Genomic DNA, 19,087 nt, shown 5'->3' with positions numbered 1-19,087 from the left:
GGAGAACGACCATGACAGCGAATGCAGTGCCGACCGATACGGGGCTCGACGCGCTCTTGACCTTGCTTCACATGCAAGGCGTGGCGGCGGACCGTGATCAGCTCCGGCACCGGCTCGGTGCGGCGAGCTTCGGCGCAGCGGACATCATCCGCTGCGCCAGGTCTCTCGGACTGAAGGCGCGAACCTATCGTACGCAATGGAGCCGTCTGGCGGACAGTCCGCTGCCGGCGATCGCGATGCTGCGTGACGGCAGCTTCATGGTCATAGCCAAAGCCTCTGCCGACAAGGTGCTGGTGCAGTCGCCACTGGCTCAGCGGCCGGTGTTCATGGAACGCGACGAACTCGCCGCGATCTGGGACGGCGGATTGATCCTGATGGTCAGGCGCGCCGGGCTCTCAGATCTGGGCCGCCGGTTCGACATCACCTGGTTCATAGGCGCGATCGGCAAATACCGGCGGTTGCTCGGCGAGGTGGTGGCCGCCTCGTTCTTCCTCCAGCTCTTCGCGCTGGTGTCGCCGCTGTTCTTCCAGGTCGTGATCGACAAGGTGCTGGTACACCGCTCGCTGTCTACGCTCGACGTGCTGGTCATCGGGCTCGTCGTCGTCTCGCTGTTCGACACCGTGCTCGGAATCCTTCGGAATTATCTGTTCGCCCATACGACCAACCGCATCGACGTGGAGCTCGGTGCGCGCCTGTTCAATCATTTGCTGGCGCTGCCGATGGCCTGGTTTCAGGCCCGGCGCGTCGGCGATTCAGTGGCGCGGGTGCGCGAGCTCGAAAACATCCGCAACTTCATCACCTCCTCGTCACTGACGCTTCTCATCGACCTGGTCTTCACCTCGGTGTTTCTCGCGGTGATGTTTGTCTATTCGCCTGTCATGACGGGCATCGTGCTCGGCTCATTCCCGTTCTACGTCGCGATCTCGGCGGTGGCGACGCCGCTGTTCCGCCGCCGGCTGGAAGAGAAATTCCGCCGTGGCGCCGAGAACCAGGCCTTTCTGGTCGAGAGCGTCAGCGGCATCGAGACGCTGAAGGCAATGGCGGTCGAGCCGCAGATGCAGCGCCGCTGGGAGGAACAGCTTGCTGGCTACGTCTCCGCGAGCTTTGGCGTCACCAGTCTCGGCAATACGGCAAGCCAGCTGGTGCAGTTCGTCAGCAAGGTCGTCACGGCCGCGATCCTCTATGTCGGCGCGCGGCTCGTGATCGGCGACGCCTTGACCGTCGGCGAGCTCGTCGCGTTCAACATCTTTGCCGGAAGGGTTTCAGCGCCGGTGCTGCGGCTGGCGCAGGTCTGGCAGGATTTTCACCAGGCGCGGCTCTCGGTCGTCCGTCTCGGCGATATCCTCAACAGCGCCGCCGAGCCGGCTTATTCCGCCGGCCGCGCCGGGCTGCCGCCGCTCCGGGGCAACATCCGCTTCGAGCATGTCGGCTTCCGCTACAGGCTCGACGGGCCGGAAATCCTGCACGAGGTCTCGTTCGATATTCCGGCCGGTCAAACCGTCGGCATCGTCGGCTCGTCGGGCTCCGGCAAGAGCACCTTCGCAAAGCTGGTGCAGCGGCTCTATGTGCCACAAGGCGGCCGCGTGCTGATCGACGGCATGGATCTGGTGATGACCGATCCTGCCTGGCTGCGGCGGCAGATCGGCGTCGTGCTCCAGGAGAACATGCTCTTCAATCGCTCGGTGCGCGACAACATTGCGCTCGCCGATCCGACCCTGCCGATGGACCGCATCATGGAGGCGGCAAGGCTTGCAGGTGCGCATGACTTCATTCTGGAACTTCCGGAAGGTTACGACACTGTTGTCGGCGAGCGCGGCTCGACGCTTTCGGGCGGGCAACGCCAGCGCATCGCGATCGCCCGCGCGCTGGTGACAAATCCGCGCATCCTGATCTTCGACGAAGCCACCAGCGCGCTCGACTATGAAAGCGAGCGGATCATCCACGACAACATGAAGGACATCGCCAAGGGCCGCACCGTCCTGATCATCGCGCATCGTCTCTCCACCGTCCGCGGCGCCGACCGCATTTTCACGCTGGAGCGGGGACGTCTGGTCGAGGACGGCACGCATGATGCCTTGATCAGGAACGGCGGCCGCTACGCCTCGCTGCATCGGCTTCAGGGAGGCATCTATGAGGTCGGCTAACGCAATGCCGGCCTCGAGGCCGGAACCATCAGTCGTTCCCTTCCGGAGCGGGAAGAGCCGGCGCGTCGAGGAAACCGCCTTCCTGCCGGCAGCGCTTGAGATGACCGAGACGCCGCCGTCGCCGATCGGCCGGGGCATCGCGTTTGCGCTGATGGCTCTTGTGTGCGCGGCGCTCGCGTGGTCGGCCTGGGGCACGATCGATATCGTGGCGTCCGCAACCGGCAAGGTCGTGTCGAGCGGGCGCAGCAAGGTGGTGCAGCCATTCGAGACCGGCGTGGTACGCGCCATCCACGTGCAGGACGGGCAGGCGGTCAAGTCAGGCGATGTGCTGATCGAGCTTGATCCCACTGTGAATGCGGCTGAGCGCGATCACCTGCATGACGATCTCATGGCAGAACGGCTCAACAGCGCGCGTCTCCGCGCTGCGCTCGCGGCCGGCGAAACCGACGCCGCCAATCTCGTTCCGCCCGCCGACGCCGATCCGTTGCTCGTCGCGACGCAGCAGCAGCTTCTCACCAGCCAGGTCGGCGAGCATCGCGCCAAGCTCGCCTCCCTCGAGCGCCAGGAGGCGCAGAAGGAGGCCGAGCATCAGACCATCGCAGCGACGATCCACAAGCTGGACGCGTTGCTGCCGGTGACCGAGCAGCGCGTCGATATCCGCAGGACATTGATGGAGAAGGAGATCGGCTCGAAGCTGACTTATTACGAAACGCTTCAGCTCCAGATCGAGCAGCAGGAGGAGCTCGGGGTCCAGCGCAGCCATCTGAAGGAGGCCGAGGCCGCCGTCTCCGCGATCCGGGAGACCCGCATCCAGGCCGTGGCGGAGTATCGCAAGAGCCTGTCCGATGAGCTCGCCAAGAGCGAGCAGAAGGCCAATGGCCTCGCGCGCGACCTGGTCAAGGCCCAGCAGCGGACTAACCTCCAGCTGCTGACGTCACCGGTCGACGGCGTCGTGCAGCAGCTTGCGGTTCACACTGTCGGCGGTGTGGTCACGCCGGCGCAATCGCTGCTCGTGATCGTGCCGTCAGACACGCGGCTCGAGATCGAAGCGATGATCTCCAACCGCGACATCGGCTTTGTCGAGGCCGGGCAGGGCGCCGCGATCAAGATCGACACTTTCAACTTCACCCGCTACGGCCTGCTGCAGGGCCGGGTCGTGAGCGTCTCGCAGGATGCCATCATTCGCGATCGTCCGCCGGAGCGCGGCGACAGCGCGCCGGGCGCGCAGCGCGGCAGCAGCGAACCCAGCGGGCAGGAGCTCAGCTACAGCGCCCGCATTTCGCTCGATCGTACGCAAATGCAGGTGGACGACCGCCTCGTCAGCCTGGCTCCGGGAATGGCGGTCACTGTGGAGATCAGGACCGGCTCGCGCACCATCCTGAGCTACCTGCTTTCGCCGCTGCAGCGCTACCGGCACGAGATCATGCGGGAACGCTAGTTTCGGGGAATTGTCTTCGCTATTTCAATCGGTTGCGTCGCGTCATGGCGGTTTTTCCGGCAGCGGCCCGGCTACTGTGCATGGGGTTGTTTTTCAGTTTTCGATCTAGCCGGCGGCTTCGTCGAACTGCGCGCTCGCCTCCAGCCATTGCTCTTCCGCGCGCGCCAGCGCGTCGGCCGCATTCGCACGCGCCTTCGACAGTTGCGCGGCCTGCTTTGGATCGCGCGTAAAGATGTCGGGCAGCGCCAGCGCGGTGTCGATCTTGGCGATGATGTCGGTGACCCGCGCGATCTCGCTTTCAGCTTCCGCGATGCGTTTCTTCAGCGAGCCGCGATTGTCCGACTTCGGACGCTGCGGCTTCTCGCTGGGAATGCTGCGCTCGCGCGGCGCGGGCTCGCCATTGCGCGAAGACAGCACCAGGCGGCGGTACTCGTCGAGGTCGCCGTCGTAATTGGTCACGGTGCGGTCGGCGACGATCCAGAGCTGGTCGGCGCAGGCCTCGATCAGATAGCGGTCGTGCGAGACCATGATGATCGCGCCGGGAAATTCGTTGATGGCTTCGGCAAGCGCCGCGCGGCTGTCGATGTCGAGATGGTTGGTCGGTTCGTCCAGGATGATCATGTTGGGGCCGAAGAAGGTGGCGAGTCCCAGCAGCAACCGCGCCTTCTCGCCGCCCGAGAGTTTGCCGGCCTTGGTGTCGGCCGCCTTGCCGGAGAAGCCGATCGCGCCGGCGCGGGCCCGCACCTTGGCCTCGGGCGCATCGCTCCCCATCAGCTTGCGGACATGGTCGTAGGTCGAGGCGTCCTCGTTCAGCTCGTCGAGCTGATGCTGCGCGAAATAGGCGATCGACAGCTTGTCGGCGCGCGTCACCTTGCCGGAGAAGGGGGCGAGACGCGCGGCGAGCAGCTTGACGAGCGTCGACTTGCCGTTGCCGTTGGCACCCAGCAACGCGATGCGGTCGTCATTGTCGATGCGCAGCGTGACGCGGCTGAGCACTGGCGTCGCCGGATCGTAGCCGACCGACGCATTGTCGACGGCGATGATCGGCGGCGACAATAGTTTCTCGGGCGCGGGGAAGGTGATCTCGCGCACGTCCTCCGTCACCAACGCCGTGATCGGCTTCAGCCGCTCCAGCATCTTGACGCGAGACTGCGCCTGCCGGGCCTTCGAGGCTTTGGCCTTGAAGCGGTCGACGAAGGCTTGCAGGCGGGCGCGCTCGGCCTCCTGGCGCTTGACCGCCTTGGCATCGAGCAGCTCGCGCGCGGCGCGCTGCTCCTCGAACGAGGAATAGCTGCCCTTGTAGAGCGTGAGCTTGCCGCGCTCCAGATGCAGGATCTGGTCGACGGAGCTCTCCAGCAGATCGCGATCATGGCTGATCACGATCACCGTGCGCGGATAATGCGCGAGGTGATCCTCCAGCCACAGCGTGCCTTCGAGGTCGAGATAGTTGGTGGGCTCGTCGAGCAGCAGCAGATCGGGCGCCGCGAACAGCGTCGCGGCCAGCGCGACACGCATGCGCCAGCCGCCGGAGAATTCGGCGCAGGGCCGCAGTTGGTCGGCGGCGGAGAAGCCGAGACCGGACAGGATCGCGGCGGCGCGACTCGGCGCCGAATGCGCGTCGATGTCGACGAGGCGGGTCTGGATCTCGGCGATCCGGTGCGGGTCGGTCGCGCTCTCCGCTTCGTTGAGCAACGCCTCGCGCTCGAGGTCGGCCTTGAGCACGACCGAGATCAGGCTCTCCGGGCCGTTCGGCGCTTCCTGCGCCAGGCTGCCGACCCGCCAGCGCGGCGGCAGGGTCACCGAGCCGTGCTCGGCCGCGAGTTCGCCACGGATCACCTTGAACAGCGTCGATTTGCCGGTGCCGTTGCGTCCGACCATGCCGACGCGCGAGCCGGGCGCAATCTGCACGGAGCTATTGTCGATCAGAAGGCGTCCGGCGAGGCGGATGGAGAGGTCGGTGATGGAGAGCATGCGGCCTTGTCACCGCAAGGCGCGGCGAACGCAACCCGTTTTTCTGTGAGCACTTAACTAGTGCGGATCGCGGTCGCGCTTCTTCAGCTCGTTCAGGAGCTGCTCGAGATGTGTCGGGAGCCGGGGCTCGGGGCGAATGCTCTGCTGCAGACGCTCGCCCACGGCATCACAAATCGAGCGGCTGGTACGCCGGTCGATCTGCTCGCTGTCATTGGCAAAATGGCCGGGCATCGCAGGGTTCCGTGTGTTCAAAGTAACGACACGGTACCAAGTCATTGGCCCCCAAAATGGTTTCGCCGGTTGTTGGGGACGCCAGGCATTCTAGTAAAAATTGTATGAATTCGTCGTATCTGCCCAAATACAAGGCCCCGGCGGGGGGAACGCCGGGGCCTCTCTTGGAAGGTACCGCAGGGGGGAACGATACCTCAGGAAGGCATTTCGGGCTCAGTAGCAGCGGTTGACCAGCCGCCAGCGGGGGCCCCAGGGGGTCGGGACCAACTGGCGGACATAGCAGCCGCCGTAACCGTAGGAGACGGGCGCGGCGTAGAAGCGCGGACTGCCCCAGCCCCAGCCGCCGTGATGCCAGCCGCCACCGCCGTGCCAGCCAAAGCCGCCGCCATGCCAGTGAGCGGAGGCGGAGGTGGGGGCCAGCGCGGCACCCAGCGCGACCGCGGCGACTGCAGCGAGCGAAAGTTTCCTCAACATGGTGATCTCCTCAGAACTGCCGGCGCGGGGCAATCGCGTCGATGGAAAGGCCGCCGAAACGATCCGCCTCAGGGGTAGGCTTTGGTTTCGATGGGACTGACGTTACGCCAGTGAGGCTGAACCAAACCCTGACAGGGCCTTCAGATTGGGTTCATCTGAGTGAAATCGTTGTAATCCATGTTGGAATCCGGCTCCCAGCCTGCGGCGAAGCGCCCGTCGGGCCGTTCGGGCACTCGCTTGCCGGATCGCCAAGGCGCCGATATAAGCCCCGCAACTCCGAACCACCCTTTTTCTCTTCAAGGACAAGATCATGGCCATCGAACGCACTTTCTCGATCATCAAGCCCGACGCGACCGCGCGTAACCTGACCGGCGCAGTGAACGCCGTGATCGAGAAGGCGGGGCTGCGCATCGTCGCGCAGAAGCGCATCCGCATGACCAAGGAACAGGCCGAAACCTTCTACGCCGTCCACAAGGCCCGTCCGTTCTTCGGCGAGCTGGTCGAGTTCATGACCTCGGGCCCGGTCGTGGTGCAGGTGCTGGAAGCCGAGGGCGCGATCGCCAAGTACCGCGACGCCATGGGCGCGACCGATCCGTCCAAGGCGGCCGACGGCACCATCCGCAAGCTCTACGCCAAATCGATCGGCGAAAACTCCGCTCACGGCTCGGACGCTCCGGAAACCGCCGCGATCGAGATCGCGCAGTTCTTCTCGGGCAACGAGATCGTCGGCTGATCCTTCAGCCGACAGGTTAAGTCGACGGGGCGAAAGGACTTGTTGTGAACTGGCTCTGGCAGATCTTCGATCCCGCCACGATCGGGGCATTCTTCACCCAGTTCCGCAATGAGATGGCTGAACCGACCTTCTGGATCGCGGTCGGCAAGATCATCTGGATCAACGTCCTTTTGTCCGGCGACAACGCGCTGGTGATTGCGCTTGCCTGCCGCGGCCTCAAGCCCCGGCATCGCCTGTGGGGCATGGTGCTCGGTGCGGGCGCCGCGGTGCTGCTGCGGATCATCTTCACCGGCATCGTCGCGAGCCTGATGGAGCTGCCGTACCTCAAGCTGGTCGGCGGCCTCGCGCTGATCGTCATCGCGGCCAAACTGCTGGTGCCCGAAAACGAGGAAGAGGACGTCGAGTCCGCTTCGCATCTGTGGCAGGCGGTGCAGATCGTTGTCGTGGCCGACATCGTGATGAGCCTCGACAACGTCATTGCGGTGGCTGCCGCCGCCAATGGCAGCGTGCCGTTGCTGGTCCTCGGCCTTGCCATCAGCGTGCCGCTGATCGTCGCTGGTGCCGCGCTGATCATGGCGCTGCTTGCGAAGCTGCCGATCCTGGTCTGGGCCGGTGCGGCGCTGCTCGGCTGGATCGCAGGCGAGGTGATCGCGACCGATCCAGGTATCGCGCCGAAGCTGCATTCGCTATCCGAAGGTCCGTTCGGCGCCTCGCTCGACAAGATGCTCGGCGGCCTGCACATCCCGCCGCAATTCGCTCATGGCGGCGCAGGCGCCGAATATTTCTGCGCCGCGCTCGGTATCGTCGTCGTACTGCTGGTCGGATCGATCTGGCGACGGCGCAGCCTGAACCAGGCTGCACTCGAACATGCAAAAGCTGCTGAATAAGCCCTAGCGTCTGACGATCGAGCCGGATCGCCCGATCAGGCGGGCGAGCTGCTTGAAGCGGCTGCCGACGCGGTCGGCGACGAGATCGCCGAGCCTGTGCTCGAACACCAGCATCAGATTGCGGCCCTGGCTGCGGAAATGCGTGGCCGGCAGCACGCCCGGACGCGCAGCCGAGATCAGATGCGCGACGCGGAACGCCGCGCCGAGCAGACGGGCACGTTCGAGCTGCGCCGGCGTCAGCAGTTCCTGCATGGTCAGCGGCGGCTGGTTCTCTTCGCTGAGGCCTGCATAGCGATAGAACACCGACAGGCCGACAAAGGCGCGCTCGCGGTGGTCGATCGCGCCGAAATTCGCGTTGACCACGAGGCTCAACGTCTGCTCCCCGCGATGATCAGGGTGGACGCGCCAGCCTATGTCGGAAAGAAGACATGCGGTGTGGCGCAGGCGGCGATCCTCCTCGGTCTCGCGCAGTTTCACCACGCGCGCCAGACGATCGGTCCAGGCCATCAGCTCGCGGGCATGCTTTGCCGAGCGTGACAGCAACTGGTTCAGTTCCTCGGCGGCGCAGATCAGGCCGTCCTTGTTGCGCTCGGACTCCGGCAGCTTTTCATGCAGCAGGCCCTCGCGCACGCCGAACGTCGAGAACACGATGGTCTTCGGTTTGGCGACGCGGATGATGTGCTCGAGCACCAGCGCTGCATAGGTGAGGAGAGGGCGCCGCGCATCCGCGACGACCTCGATGTCGGCGAGCATGTCGACGGCGGCGAGGCGCCGCAGGCGACGAGCAAAATCAAGCGCCTCGGTCGCGGGAATCGAATAGCCGTGCATCACCTGGAGCGGATAGCCGCTCTGGATGATGTGGATGCGCGCGAGCGCGCGCCATGTGCCGCCGACGGCGTAAAAGGCGCGGCCGCGTCCGGCGGTGAGCTGCGGCACATCATCGATCGCCTCGCGCACGATGCGGTCGGCGCGCTTGAGCGATTTGTGCGCGAGGTCCTGCAGCGCGAGGCCACCGAGCGGCAGCGTCACGCCGCTGCGCACGCTGTTTCCGCGCACGTCGATCAGTTCCAGCGAGCCGCCGCCGAGATCGCCGACGATGCCGTCGGGACGATGGATGCCCGAGATCACGCCGAGCGCCGACAGTTTCGCTTCGCGCGGTCCCGACAGGATCTCGATCTTCACGGCGCAGATGCGCTCGGCCTTCGCGATGAAGTCAGGGCCGTTGGAGGCGTCGCGGCACGCCGCCGTCGCAATCGCGAACACGCGGCCGACCTGCATCACGCGGCACAACGCGCGGAAGCGCCTCAGCGAGGTCAGTGCCTTGTCGACGGCATCAGGCGCGAGCAGACCCGTGCTCTGCACCTCCCGTCCGAGGCCGCACAGGGTCTTCTCGTTGAAGATCGGAATCAGGCTCCGTGTCAGCGCCTCGTAGACGACGAGACGAACCGAGTTGGAGCCGATATCGATGACCGCGACGCTAGCGCCACGCTTGCGCGGCCGTTTCACGGCAAAAATCTCCGGTCAGGACTGATGGCGTTCGTTTCGGCGCGTGAGACGGCGCGGCGAGGATTCCTTGAGCGACTTTCCACGGCCAGACAGACTCGGATTTGTCATGAAGTAGTTGTGCACGTTGAAAGGCTCTTCGCCCTTCGCGGCCTTCATACGCGTTGACGACCCATCCGGCAACAATTGCCAGCTCTGCTCATTGTCCTTCAGGTTCGCGACCATGATCTGTTCGAGAACCTGCTGATGCACCGTGGGATTTTGCAGCGGACACAGCACTTCGACGCGACGGTCGAGGTTGCGCGGCATCATATCGGCCGACGAGATATACACAGCCGCCTTGGCGCTCGGCAGGCCTTGACCCATGCCGAAGCAGTAGATCCGGCCATGTTCCAGGAAGCGTCCGATGATCGACTTGACGCGGATGTTCTCCGACAGACCGGGAATGCCGGGGCGGAGGCAACAGATGCCGCGCACCACGAGCTCGACCTGCACGCCGGCCTGTGAGGCCTCGTAGAGCGCATCGATGATATCGGGGTCGACAAGCGCATTCATCTTCATCCAGACGGCACCGGGCTTGCCGTGACGCGCGTGCTCGGTCTCGCCCTGGATGTGCTCGATGATGCGCTTGCGCAGAGTCAGCGGCGACACCGCCATCTTTTCCAGATCGCTCGGCGCGGCGTAGCCGGTGATGAAATTGAACACGCGCGCGGCGTCGCGGCCGATGGTCGGTTCGGAGGTGAAGTAGGAAAGGTCTGTATAAATGCGCGCGGTAACCGGGTGATAGTTGCCGGTCCCGGTATGGACGTAAGTGGTCAGGCTGCCGCCCTCGCGGCGCACCACCATCGAGAGCTTTGCGTGCGTCTTCAACTCGAGGAAGCCATAGACGACCTGCACGCCGGCGCGCTCCAAGTCGCGGGCCCAGCGGATGTTGGCCTCTTCGTCGAAGCGCGCCTTCAGTTCGATCAGCGCGGTGACGGACTTGCCGGCTTCGGCAGCTTCGGCGAGCGCGCGCACGATCGGAGAGTTGTTCGAGGTGCGATAGAGCGTCTGCTTGATCGCGACGACGTCAGGATCGCGGGTGGCTTGCTGCAGAAACTGCACCACGACGTCGAAGGATTCGTAGGGATGATGGACGATCAGGTCCTTCTGCCTGATAGCAGCGAAGATGTCGCCGCCGTGTTCGCGCACGCGCTCGGGATGCCGCGGGACGTAAGGGGTGAATTCGAGGTCGGGCCGGTCGAGCCGCGTGAGCTGCGACAGTTCGTTCATGGCGAGCACGCCATCGACCAGGAACACCTCGTCGTCGGCCGCCGACAGCGCGTGCTGCACGAAGTTGCGCAACTCCTCAGGCATCTTGGCATCGATTTCGAGCCGGATCACCGATCCGCGGCGGCGGCGCTTCAGCGCGGTCTCGAACAGGCGGACGAGGTCTTCGGCCTCTTCCTCGATTTCGAGTTCGGAGTCGCGGATGATACGGAAGGCGCCCTGGCCGTGGAGGCTATAGCCCGGGAACAGGCGGTTGATGAACAGGCCGGTCGCCTGTTCCAGCGAGATCAAACGGACCTTGCCCTCGGCCGGCAGACGGATGAAGCGGTCGATCTTGCCGGGCATGCGGATCAGAGCGTTCATCGGCTTGCCGTCAGCCTCGCGCGTCAGCTGGAGCGCGATGGTGAAGCCCAGGCTCGGGATGAACGGGAAGGGGTGGGCCGGGTCGATCGCCAGCGGCGTCAGCAGTGGAAACACGTTGTTGAGGAAATAGTCCTCGAGCCAGGTCCGCTCTGCCTTGGTGACCTCCTTGCCGTCGACCAGCACGATGCCGACGTCGGCGAGTGTGCCGCGCAGGTCGCGCCAGATCGCCTGCTGATCGCTGGCAAGCTGCGAGACCGTGCGGTTGATCAGCGCGAGCTGCTCGGACGGGGTCAGGCCATCCGGGGCACGTTCGGCAATGCCCTCTCGGACCTGCGCCTTGATGCCGGCGACGCGGACCATGAAGAACTCATCGAGGTTATTTGCCGAAATCGACAGGAATCGCACCCGCTCCAGCACGGGGTGGCTGGGATTGACCGATTCCTCCAGGACGCGGCGGTTGAAATGCAGCCAGGACAGCTCGCGATTGATAAATCGCTCGGGGCTCGACGCAATTGCCGGCAGGCCCTCGGCCTCCGTGGCTTTCTCTTTCGTTTCAACAGCTTGCGCGGAGTCCATGCGAAGTCGGTCCATCCAATTTGCCCCAATTTGCGACTTGTGCGCAAAACCGGCCGGAGCATGTGTTAGTGCGATGACGTTTCGATGACATTGATGTTCCGCGGCCGAGCCGCGTCAAGCGGGGCCTGGGGGCGTTGGCGGTCAGGCGTCCCGAAGCAGCTCGGCGGCGAGCGCCCGGGTGACGGGGCGGCCAAGCCGCAGGGCCTCGCTGTCGAGCAGCTCCACGGCATGCCGAGCGGCGGCCGAAGACCGCTCCAGCCGGGTCGCGAGGTAGCTCACCACGCTTTCGTCCACGGTGAGCTGGCGATCGGCGCAAAACTTGACGATCAGTCCGCGAAGCAGCTGGTCGTCCGGCGGCGCGAGCGAAATCACCGGAATCGTTCGAAGCCGGGACCTGAGGTCGCGGAGCTCCACCTCAAGCGCTGCCGGAATCTCTCGGCCCGTGAACAGGACGTAGGCGCCGTCCTCGCGGGCGAGGTTCATCAGATGGAAGAGCGCGCGCTCGTCGAAATCCCCGGCCTTGAGATCCTCGATCACCAGGGCTCCGGTCGCGAGCGCGCCGGGGACGGCGGCGGCGCTGAGCGCATTGGCGGTCGTGGAGCGGGCGCCGGCGTCCTCGGCCCAGATCGCAGCGAGGTGGCTCTTGCCTGAGCCTTCGGGTCCGGCGAGCCACATGATCCGGTTCGGCCATTCCGGCCAGCCGTCGATCAGGGCAAGTCCGGCGGCGTTGGCTGGGCCCTCGAGAAAATTGTCCCGGCTGAGGCTTTCCGCATGCGGAAGCGAAAACGCCAATTGTCGGGGATGAACGCGGCCTGCCACGCTTGCTTTGCTCCGTGCCGGCGCGCCGGCAATATCTGAAAGAGATTCGATTTATTCGATCGGGAGTTGGCCTTTTACGGGGCCGCCTCCTCGCTCATTTGGCCTCGATCGTGCTCATGTGCCGCAGCCACTCGACGAGATAGAGCGACACGGAGGAGAGCGTGAACAGGGTGACGAAGCCCATCAGGATGACATCATAGGGCGCCGGCCTGAAGCCGAAGGCAAGCGCGGCCAGCACCAAGGCCGCGTAGGCGACCTGTGCGGCTGTGTTTAGCTTGGATACTTTGGAGGGCCGCATCTCGACCGGCTTGTCGAACAGCCAGGATACGATCACCGCCGTGACGATCATGATGTCGCGGGAGACCACCAGGATCACGATCCAGCGCGGAATGTCGCCCCAGATCCCAAGCGACAGGTAGATCGACACCAGCAGCGCCTTGTCGGCCAGCGGGTCGAGCAGGGCGCCGAGCTCGCTCGTCATGTTGAAGCGTTTGGCGAGGAAACCGTCCACGGCGTCGCTGATGCCCGCGATCAGGAAGACGGCGAACGCCACCTCCATTTGGCTCGACACGATGGCCCAGACGATGATCGGGACCAGCATGATGCGGCCCAAGGTAATAATGTTCGGAATACTCACGCGGCGCTTCCCGGCACCCTGTCTGACCTCGAAACCGGCCCATTAGAGGCTGAACCGGTTGATATCTACATAGTATAGGCCGGGGCGCCACGCTTGCCATTGCGTGTCCCCGGAATTCGACGTAACCAGCCGCAAACCCACTGGAAATCCGGCATGACCGACCGCAAAAACGGCCTCACTTACGCCGATTCAGGCGTCGATATCGACGCGGGCAACCGCTTGGTCGACCTGATCAAGCCGATGGTGCGCGCCACCGCACGGCCCGGCGCCGACGCTGAGATCGGCGGATTCGGCGGTTTGTTCGATCTCAAGGCGGCCGGCTTCAAGGACCCCGTCCTGGTTGCGGCCACCGACGGTGTTGGCACCAAGGTCAAGATCGCGATCGAGACCGGCCTGCATGGCGGGATCGGCATCGACCTCGTTGCCATGAGCGTCAACGACCTCGTGGTGCAGGGCGCCGAACCGCTGTTCTTCCTTGACTATTTCGCGTGCGGCAAGCTCGACCCGGAGGCAACGGCCTCGATCGTCGCGGGCGTCGCGGAAGGTTGCCGCGAGTCCGGCTGCGCCCTGATCGGCGGTGAGACCGCCGAAATGCCCGGCCTCTACAAGGACGGCGACTACGATCTCGGCGGGTTTGCCGTCGGCGCCGCCGAGCGTGGCACGCTTTTGCCACGCAAGGACATCGCCGCGGGCGACGCGGTGATCGGTCTCGCCTCGTCGGGCGTGCATTCCAATGGATTCTCGCTGGTGCGCAAGATCGTGGAACAGTCCGGTCTCGGCTTCGAGGCACAGGCGCCGTTCGCACCTGTCATGACGCTCGGCGGCGCGCTGCTGACGCCGACGCGGCTCTACGTCAAATCCTGCCTGCGCGCGATTCGCGAGACGGCTGCGGTGAAGGGCCTTGCGCACATCACCGGCGGCGGTTTCACCGACAACATTCCGCGCGTGCTGCCGAGCCACCTCGGCGTGGGCATCGATCTGGCGCGCCTGCCGGTGCTGCCGGTGTTCAAATGGCTGGCGGCCCAGGCCGGCATCGCCGAACTCGAAATGCTGCGCACCTTCAACTGCGGCATCGGCATGATCGCGATCGTCGAGCCTGACAAGGTCGACGAGGTCATGCGGGTCTTCATCGATGCCGGCGAGACTGTGGCACAGCTCGGCACCGTGATCCCGGCCGAGGGCGAGCATCGCGTCGTCTATAACGGCCATCTCGATCTGGCGCTGTGATGAAGCGCCGCGTCGCCATCCTGATTTCCGGTCGCGGTTCCAACATGTCCGCGCTGATCAAGGCAGCAAGCGCCGCGGATTTTCCGGCGGAGATCTCGCTCGTCATCTCGAACAAGGCTGACGCGCTCGGGCTCGAAAGGGCCAACGCGGCGGGCGTGAAGACGCAGGTTATCGAGAGCAAGCCGTTCGGCAAGGACCGCGCCGGCTTCGAGGCGGTGTTGCAGGCAGCGCTGGACCAGCACGGCATCGAGTTGATTTGCCTGGGCGGCTTCATGCGCCTGTTCACGGCCGAGTTCACAAATGCCTGGTACGGGCGGATGCTCAACATCCATCCCTCGCTGTTGCCGTCTTTCCCCGGCCTCGATCCGCACGGCCAGGCCTTGCGAGCCGGCGTCAAACTGTCCGGCGCGACAGTGCACTTCGTCATCCCCGAGACCGATGCCGGCCCGATCGTGATGCAAGGTGCGGTGCCTGTCGGCGATCACGACACGGCAGAGACTCTGTCGGAGCGCATCCTCGAAGTCGAGCATCGCATCTATCCCGCAGCGCTGAGGTTGCTCGCGACCGGCAAGGTCAAGATAGAGGGGGATGTCTGCAAGACAGCGGGCAGTTCGGCGTCTGAGAATTTTCTGGTTGCGCCGGTGGTGAACTGAAGCGCGGTCGCAATTCATCGTTCCAAACAAAATCCCCCGGCAGAGCCGGGGGCAACGTCATGATGATCTCTCGCGCGCAGCTTTGAGAGAAATCAGGAGACCTTGAGGTTTTCCGCGGACGCTTTGCCGCGGTTCTCCACGAGGTCGTATTCAACCACCTGGTTCTCATTCAGGGTCGAGAGTCCGGCACGCTCGACAGCCGAGATGTGGACGAACACGTCCTTATCGCTGCCGTTCGGCTTGATGAACCCATACCCCTTGGTCGGGTTGAACCATTTGACGGTGCCCTTTTGTGGCATCGTTAGTCTCCTCCGCTAGATACTAAAAAGACGCGGCCGCTTTTCGCGTGCCACGTCACAAACGGGCTTCCGGAAGTCTGTTCGAGTCTCATTGTCGCGAAACGCACAGCCGAGCGGCCAATTCCGATTGTGTGCAGTATTCCAACACGAAAACCGCGCGCTAGCAAGCCGCGTGCGAATTTCAAGATCAGTCCGGAGATATCCCGCCGCAATTTGCGACCTGTGGCAACGGAACCACAGCCCGGCGCAATCGCCCCAGCGATAGCATGCCAAACGGTTGACCCTTCGTGGCAGTTCGGCACAAATCGCCGCACCTGCTCGCCGTTCGTGTTGTATTTTTGCGGGCCGTCTTTTTGCTTCGGGAATAGTCGTCATGTGCTGCACTCCGCAGCCCCAGGGGATACGGCAGACGATCGGGCTGGACCGTGTGCGCCGGATCGTGACGGCGATCGCCGTGGCCCTTGTGGTCGTCGTGATCATGCCGGCGACATCAGGTTTCGCGCAGGCGCTCGCGCCGGCAGCGCCGACGCCGAGCCCGACATCGACCAATTACAACCAGTCGGCCGGCAGCAGCACGCTCAATCTCGGCTCGAACTTCCTGGAGCGCCTCGGCAACCAGGCCTCCGGCGGCATCAACCGGATGTCACGCACCAATCCCGGCGGCGGCGGCGCTTCCGATAGCGCGGAGGATCCGCGCTATCGGACCTGGTACGAAGGTTACGGCATTTCGGTCCGGACCGACCCGCAGGGCGATTTCGTCGGCGACAAGCGCAAGACGTTCGGCGGCGTCGCCGGCTTCGGTGCGCGGATCGCGCCTGGCGTCAATCTCGGCTTCTCCGTCGATCAGAGCCATACCGACATCGACGTGCCGCTCGCGCTCCAGTCGGCGACGCTTGACCTCACGCAGATCGGCTTCAACGGCTCCGTCGACAAGGGGCCCTGGACCTGGGCGTTTGCGGTGGTGCACGGTTTCGGCAAGGTCCATTCCAGCCGGGACACCGGCTTTGGCCTTGCGACGGCGGGCTATCGCGCCGCAGTCGACGGTGCGCTGACCGAGATCAGCTACTACTGGACCAAGGACCAGATGCGCGTCGTGCCCAAGGGCGGGCTCGAATATGTTCGGGCCACCGGGGCTGCCTTCCAGGAGGCGGGTGGACTCGATCCGCTCAACGTCGGCTCGAGCGCGATCGCGCGAGCACGCCTCTTGGTCGGCGCCGAGATCGGGCGCTACTTCATCTTCGATCGGAAGATCCTGGACCTATCGGCCTACGGCAAGTTCGTCGACAATTTTTATCAGGATCTGGGCTCGGTGCAGGTGAGCCTCGGCACCCAGAACATCATCGTCCCCGGCATCGGCGAGAGCCGTTACGGCATGGACGCCGGCGCCTCGGCGTCGCTCAGCCTGACCAACACCGCACGGCTCTACGTCAATTACGACGGCAAGTTCCGCAACGAGCTGACGTCGCACCAGGGCACGATCGGCTTCGAATATCGGTGGTGAGGCGCCGTTCGTTCGTGTCTACGTCGGCGTCGCGGCGACATAGCCCGTCAACCCAAGGCCTTCTCGCGCGGCCGTCATCATCGGCACCAACGCGTTCGGATGGATGAATTCGTCGCGGAAGCAGGGATAGGTCTTGGGATCGAATATCTTCTTCAGCCAGTCGACCACGATCTTATGCCGCTCGGAGGAACGGAACTCCTTGTGATAGGTCAGCCACAGGTCGGCGTGGTGGCTGACGCCGAGGTCGACGGCTATGAGCGGCGCACCGAGTGCGATCGAGACCGACGGCAGGAAGCCGATGCCGGCGCCGCGCTCGACCGCGTAGAGCACGCCGACCGAAGAGTTGGTCTTGATGCCGACAATGCCCTCCAGCGATTTCAGCCCGAGCACGCGGGCGTAGGCGCCGTCGTCGACCTGCGGCGCGCTCTGCTTGATGATGCGGTGGCTTGGCAGCTCAGCGAGCGTCGCCGGCACGCCGTAGAGATCCGCGTAGTCCTTCGAGACGAAGGGATAGATGTGCAGCCGGCCGAGCTTGGCGACGATGAGGTCGGGATTGGTCGGTGGCTCGAGCTGGATCGCAATGTCCGACTCCAGCCGCGCCACATCCGCTTGCTCCATCGCGCAACGCAGGTCGACCGTGATCTTGCGATAGGTCTTCTGAAAATCGATCAGCCGCGGCAGGATCCAGAAATTTCCGGGGCCTTCCGTCACCGCAACGCGCACCGTGCCCGCCGTGTCGTTGGACGAGCGCGAGGCGCGCCGGAAGACGTTGAAGGCGTGACGCTCCATATGCGCGACGTCGGCGATCATCGCGGTGCCTTCGTCGCTGAGCGTGAGCCCGCTCTGGTCGCGCAGGAAAAGCTTGCAACCAATGCTCTCTTCGAGCCGGTCGATCCTGCGCATCAAGGTCGTGGAGGTGAGCCCGAGCTCTTCGGCGGCGTTCCGGAAACTTTTAAATTTTGCGCAGGCTAAAAATAATTTCAAATCGTCCCAGGACGCATTTAGCGCTTCTTCATGGTGCTGCATCATTGCAGCACCCCGGTGCAATACTTGCTGCATACTCCTGATCTCCTGCCGCTAAGCTTTTCCCGATAGCGGCGCGTAAAACCCCTGAACGATAGAGGCACGGCATGAGTATGGAAAGGGGCTCGTTTGCCGCAAGGCATGATTTCGATGCCTTGCCGCTGAGCCCCGAGGTCGATGTCCGCTGCGCGCAATTTTCCGAAATCGCAGCGCTCTCCGAGATGGCGCGCCGGCTCGTGCCGGGCGTTCAGATCGGGGCAGCGGAGCTTGCGAAGTACTTTGCCTTCGATCCTCACAGCATCCTGACCTTTACCCGGAACGGCCATCTGCTCGGCGGAATGGCCTTCCTGTTTCTGAGCGATCGCGGTCATGATGCGTTGTTGCTCGACGATATCTGTCTGACCGCGCCTGAGACGCGCTATCTCGCTTCCGCGAATGAAGAAGTTTCTGCGATCTACATCTGGGCGATTGCGGCGACCGGCCGGGGCATCGCCGGTCTCGGCAAGGCCGCGGCTCATCTGCGCCAGATAAGGTTTCGCGGCGCGGACTGCTATGCGCAGCCGTCAACCGAGGCCGGACGCGAGATCATGAGGGCGACCGGATTCAAGCCTGTTTCGAGCTTCCAACCCGACCTTTGGTGTTACGAGCGCCCCTGGCGTCGACAGGCGATGCTCATGCCAAGCGCGATCATCCAAGCAAGGAGCTTTTCAGATGCACGGCACTAGGATCCCTCTCGCCAAGCCCGACTCCCGCGCCATCACCATCCGCCTTGCGCGTGATCCGAGTGACCTCATGCTGGTCACGGCCATCCGCTCCGCGGTCTATCTTGCCGAGCAGGATTGTCCGTTTGACGAGGAGTTCGACGGCAACGACATGGTGGCCGCGCACTTCATCGGCTACATCGGCAACGAGCCGGCGGGCTGCCTGCGCGTGCGCTTCTTCGGCGACTTCGCCAAGGTGGAGCGCTTGGCGGTGCGGCACCAATATCGCCGCTCGCGCATCTCGTTCAAGCTGGTGCAGGCCAGCGTCGACTATGTGAAGCGCAAGGGGTTCCGCAAGATCTACGGCCAGGCGCAGGACCGGCTGGTGGATTTCTGGGCTCATTTCGGCGCGAAGCCGATGGGCCACAATCGCAAGATCACCTTCTCGGACTTTTCCTATACGGAAATGCTGCTGGAGATCGAGCCGGGGCCGGACGCTATCACGCTGGATAGCGATCCCTACGTGATCATCCGTCCCGAGGGCGACTGGGATCGTCCCGGCGTGCTCGATGCCTCGGCGGGGCGGGCGGTGACCTCGCCGCTGCGGGATCTCGCGCTGGCCGACAGCTGAAACGGGT

The 19,087-nt window shown here is 64.3% G+C and carries 18 protein-coding genes; 9 read left to right on the top strand and 9 right to left on the bottom strand.

Going from position 1 to position 19,087, the window contains the following annotated elements; all coding sequences use genetic code 11:
- Window positions 1–11 precede the first annotated feature (11 nt).
- Both JQ631_RS12240 and JQ631_RS12235 read left to right on the top strand, forming a co-directional pair.
- Window positions 12–2,144, top strand: a complete 2,133-nt coding sequence (locus JQ631_RS12240) for a type I secretion system permease/ATPase (RefSeq protein WP_212326491.1) — start codon at window positions 12–14, stop codon at window positions 2,142–2,144.
- On the top strand, window positions 2,131–3,582 hold the full coding sequence (locus JQ631_RS12235) for an HlyD family type I secretion periplasmic adaptor subunit (RefSeq protein WP_212326490.1): 1,452 nt from the start codon (window positions 2,131–2,133) through the stop codon (window positions 3,580–3,582). Before JQ631_RS12240 ends, JQ631_RS12235 begins: the two co-directional genes overlap by 14 nt.
- 105 nt (window positions 3,583–3,687) lie before the next feature.
- Here the strand turns inward: JQ631_RS12235 and JQ631_RS12230 are convergent, their stop codons facing one another.
- The 3 genes from JQ631_RS12230 to JQ631_RS12220 form a co-directional block, all read right to left on the bottom strand.
- Complete coding sequence (locus JQ631_RS12230) at window positions 3,688–5,553, bottom strand: ABC-F family ATP-binding cassette domain-containing protein (protein ID WP_212326489.1); 1,866 nt, start codon at window positions 5,551–5,553, stop codon at window positions 3,688–3,690.
- 57 nt (window positions 5,554–5,610) lie between these two features.
- The gene (locus tag JQ631_RS12225) at window positions 5,611–5,784 is read right to left on the bottom strand and encodes a hypothetical protein (RefSeq protein WP_212326487.1); all 174 of its coding nucleotides are present in this window, start codon (window positions 5,782–5,784) and stop codon (window positions 5,611–5,613) included.
- A gap of 213 nt (window positions 5,785–5,997) precedes the next feature.
- On the bottom strand, window positions 5,998–6,258 hold the full coding sequence (locus JQ631_RS12220) for a sulfur globule protein precursor (RefSeq protein ID WP_212326485.1): 261 nt from the start codon (window positions 6,256–6,258) through the stop codon (window positions 5,998–6,000).
- A gap of 310 nt (window positions 6,259–6,568) precedes the next feature.
- Between JQ631_RS12220 and ndk the strand changes: the two genes are divergently transcribed.
- A complete protein-coding gene (gene ndk / locus JQ631_RS12215; RefSeq protein WP_027535388.1) occupies window positions 6,569–6,991 on the top strand; it encodes a nucleoside-diphosphate kinase in 423 nt (140 codons plus the stop codon).
- Between the two features lie 44 nt (window positions 6,992–7,035).
- A complete protein-coding gene (locus JQ631_RS12210; protein WP_212326483.1) occupies window positions 7,036–7,878 on the top strand; it encodes a TerC family protein in 843 nt (280 codons plus the stop codon).
- A gap of 3 nt (window positions 7,879–7,881) precedes the next feature.
- Here the strand turns inward: JQ631_RS12210 and ppx are convergent, their stop codons facing one another.
- The 4 genes from ppx to JQ631_RS12190 form a co-directional block, all read right to left on the bottom strand.
- Window positions 7,882–9,384: an exopolyphosphatase gene (gene ppx, locus JQ631_RS12205; protein WP_212326482.1), complete on the bottom strand. Its 1,503-nt coding sequence runs from the start codon at window positions 9,382–9,384 to the stop codon at window positions 7,882–7,884.
- A 15-nt stretch (window positions 9,385–9,399) separates the two neighbouring features.
- Entirely contained in the window at window positions 9,400–11,589 is a 2,190-nt protein-coding gene (locus JQ631_RS12200; protein ID WP_212328581.1) for an RNA degradosome polyphosphate kinase, read from the bottom strand.
- A 141-nt stretch (window positions 11,590–11,730) separates the two neighbouring features.
- Entirely contained in the window at window positions 11,731–12,408 is a 678-nt protein-coding gene (locus JQ631_RS12195) for a P-loop NTPase family protein (protein ID WP_212326481.1), read from the bottom strand.
- 94 nt (window positions 12,409–12,502) lie between these two features.
- Window positions 12,503–13,045, bottom strand: coding sequence for a CDP-alcohol phosphatidyltransferase family protein (locus tag JQ631_RS12190; protein WP_212326480.1), 543 nt, complete (start codon window positions 13,043–13,045; stop codon window positions 12,503–12,505).
- 153 nt (window positions 13,046–13,198) lie between these two features.
- On the opposite strand from JQ631_RS12190, the gene purM reads away from it, so the two are divergent.
- Complete coding sequence (purM, locus tag JQ631_RS12185; RefSeq protein ID WP_212326479.1) at window positions 13,199–14,272, top strand: phosphoribosylformylglycinamidine cyclo-ligase; 1,074 nt, start codon at window positions 13,199–13,201, stop codon at window positions 14,270–14,272.
- Window positions 14,272–14,925 carry a phosphoribosylglycinamide formyltransferase gene (purN, locus tag JQ631_RS12180; RefSeq protein ID WP_212326476.1) on the top strand — a complete coding sequence of 218 codons (654 nt, stop codon included), beginning with the start codon at window positions 14,272–14,274 and terminating at the stop codon, window positions 14,923–14,925. Before purM ends, purN begins: the two co-directional genes overlap by 1 nt.
- 92 nt (window positions 14,926–15,017) lie before the next feature.
- On the opposite strand, the gene JQ631_RS12175 is transcribed toward purN, so the two are convergent.
- Window positions 15,018–15,224 (bottom strand): cold-shock protein, encoded by a 207-nt coding sequence (locus tag JQ631_RS12175; RefSeq protein ID WP_007591938.1) that lies wholly within the window; start codon window positions 15,222–15,224, stop codon window positions 15,018–15,020.
- A gap of 373 nt (window positions 15,225–15,597) precedes the next feature.
- Here JQ631_RS12175 and JQ631_RS12170 point away from each other — a divergent pair, with 373 nt between their 5' ends.
- A complete protein-coding gene (locus tag JQ631_RS12170; protein WP_212326472.1) occupies window positions 15,598–16,725 on the top strand; it encodes an autotransporter outer membrane beta-barrel domain-containing protein in 1,128 nt (375 codons plus the stop codon).
- An 18-nt stretch (window positions 16,726–16,743) separates the two neighbouring features.
- Here JQ631_RS12170 and JQ631_RS12165 read toward each other — a convergent pair whose 3' ends face one another.
- Window positions 16,744–17,784 carry a LysR family transcriptional regulator gene (locus JQ631_RS12165; protein ID WP_212326470.1) on the bottom strand — a complete coding sequence of 347 codons (1,041 nt, stop codon included), beginning with the start codon at window positions 17,782–17,784 and terminating at the stop codon, window positions 16,744–16,746.
- A 71-nt stretch (window positions 17,785–17,855) separates the two neighbouring features.
- Here JQ631_RS12165 and JQ631_RS12160 point away from each other — a divergent pair, with 71 nt between their 5' ends.
- A complete protein-coding gene (locus tag JQ631_RS12160) occupies window positions 17,856–18,473 on the top strand; it encodes a hypothetical protein (protein WP_212326468.1) in 618 nt (205 codons plus the stop codon).
- Window positions 18,460–19,080 (top strand): GNAT family N-acetyltransferase, encoded by a 621-nt coding sequence (locus JQ631_RS12155; protein ID WP_212326466.1) that lies wholly within the window; start codon window positions 18,460–18,462, stop codon window positions 19,078–19,080. The genes JQ631_RS12160 and JQ631_RS12155 overlap by 14 nt, the downstream gene beginning before the upstream one ends.
- Window positions 19,081–19,087 lie beyond the last annotated feature (7 nt).

This window comes from Bradyrhizobium manausense (assembly GCF_018131105.1).
GTDB classification, from domain to species: Bacteria; Pseudomonadota; Alphaproteobacteria; order Rhizobiales; family Xanthobacteraceae; genus Bradyrhizobium; species Bradyrhizobium manausense_B.
The sequence above is the reverse complement of the archived record's forward strand: the minus strand, read 5'-3'. Positions and strand labels throughout refer to the sequence as shown.

Bases quoted from the DNA above. Each gene is read 5' to 3' on its own strand.
- JQ631_RS12200 (WP_212328581.1), bottom strand. From the start codon at position 11,589: ATGGACTCCGCGCAAGCTGTTGAAACGAAAGAGAAAGCCACGGAGGCC.
- JQ631_RS12220 (WP_212326485.1), bottom strand. From the start codon at position 6,258: ATGTTGAGGAAACTTTCGCTCGCTGCAGTCGCCGCGGTCGCGCTGGGT.
- purM (WP_212326479.1), top strand. From the start codon at position 13,199: ATGACCGACCGCAAAAACGGCCTCACTTACGCCGATTCAGGCGTCGAT.
- JQ631_RS12165 (WP_212326470.1), bottom strand. From the start codon at position 17,784: ATGCAGCAAGTATTGCACCGGGGTGCTGCAATGATGCAGCACCATGAA.
- JQ631_RS12225 (WP_212326487.1), bottom strand. From the start codon at position 5,784: ATGCCCGGCCATTTTGCCAATGACAGCGAGCAGATCGACCGGCGTACC.
- JQ631_RS12155 (WP_212326466.1), top strand. From the start codon at position 18,460: ATGCACGGCACTAGGATCCCTCTCGCCAAGCCCGACTCCCGCGCCATC.
- JQ631_RS12235 (WP_212326490.1), top strand. From the start codon at position 2,131: ATGAGGTCGGCTAACGCAATGCCGGCCTCGAGGCCGGAACCATCAGTC.
- ndk (WP_027535388.1), top strand. From the start codon at position 6,569: ATGGCCATCGAACGCACTTTCTCGATCATCAAGCCCGACGCGACCGCG.
- JQ631_RS12230 (WP_212326489.1), bottom strand. From the start codon at position 5,553: ATGCTCTCCATCACCGACCTCTCCATCCGCCTCGCCGGACGCCTTCTG.
- JQ631_RS12240 (WP_212326491.1), top strand. From the start codon at position 12: ATGACAGCGAATGCAGTGCCGACCGATACGGGGCTCGACGCGCTCTTG.
- JQ631_RS12175 (WP_007591938.1), bottom strand. From the start codon at position 15,224: ATGCCACAAAAGGGCACCGTCAAATGGTTCAACCCGACCAAGGGGTAT.
- purN (WP_212326476.1), top strand. From the start codon at position 14,272: ATGAAGCGCCGCGTCGCCATCCTGATTTCCGGTCGCGGTTCCAACATG.
- JQ631_RS12160 (WP_212326468.1), top strand. From the start codon at position 17,856: ATGAGTATGGAAAGGGGCTCGTTTGCCGCAAGGCATGATTTCGATGCC.
- JQ631_RS12170 (WP_212326472.1), top strand. From the start codon at position 15,598: ATGTGCTGCACTCCGCAGCCCCAGGGGATACGGCAGACGATCGGGCTG.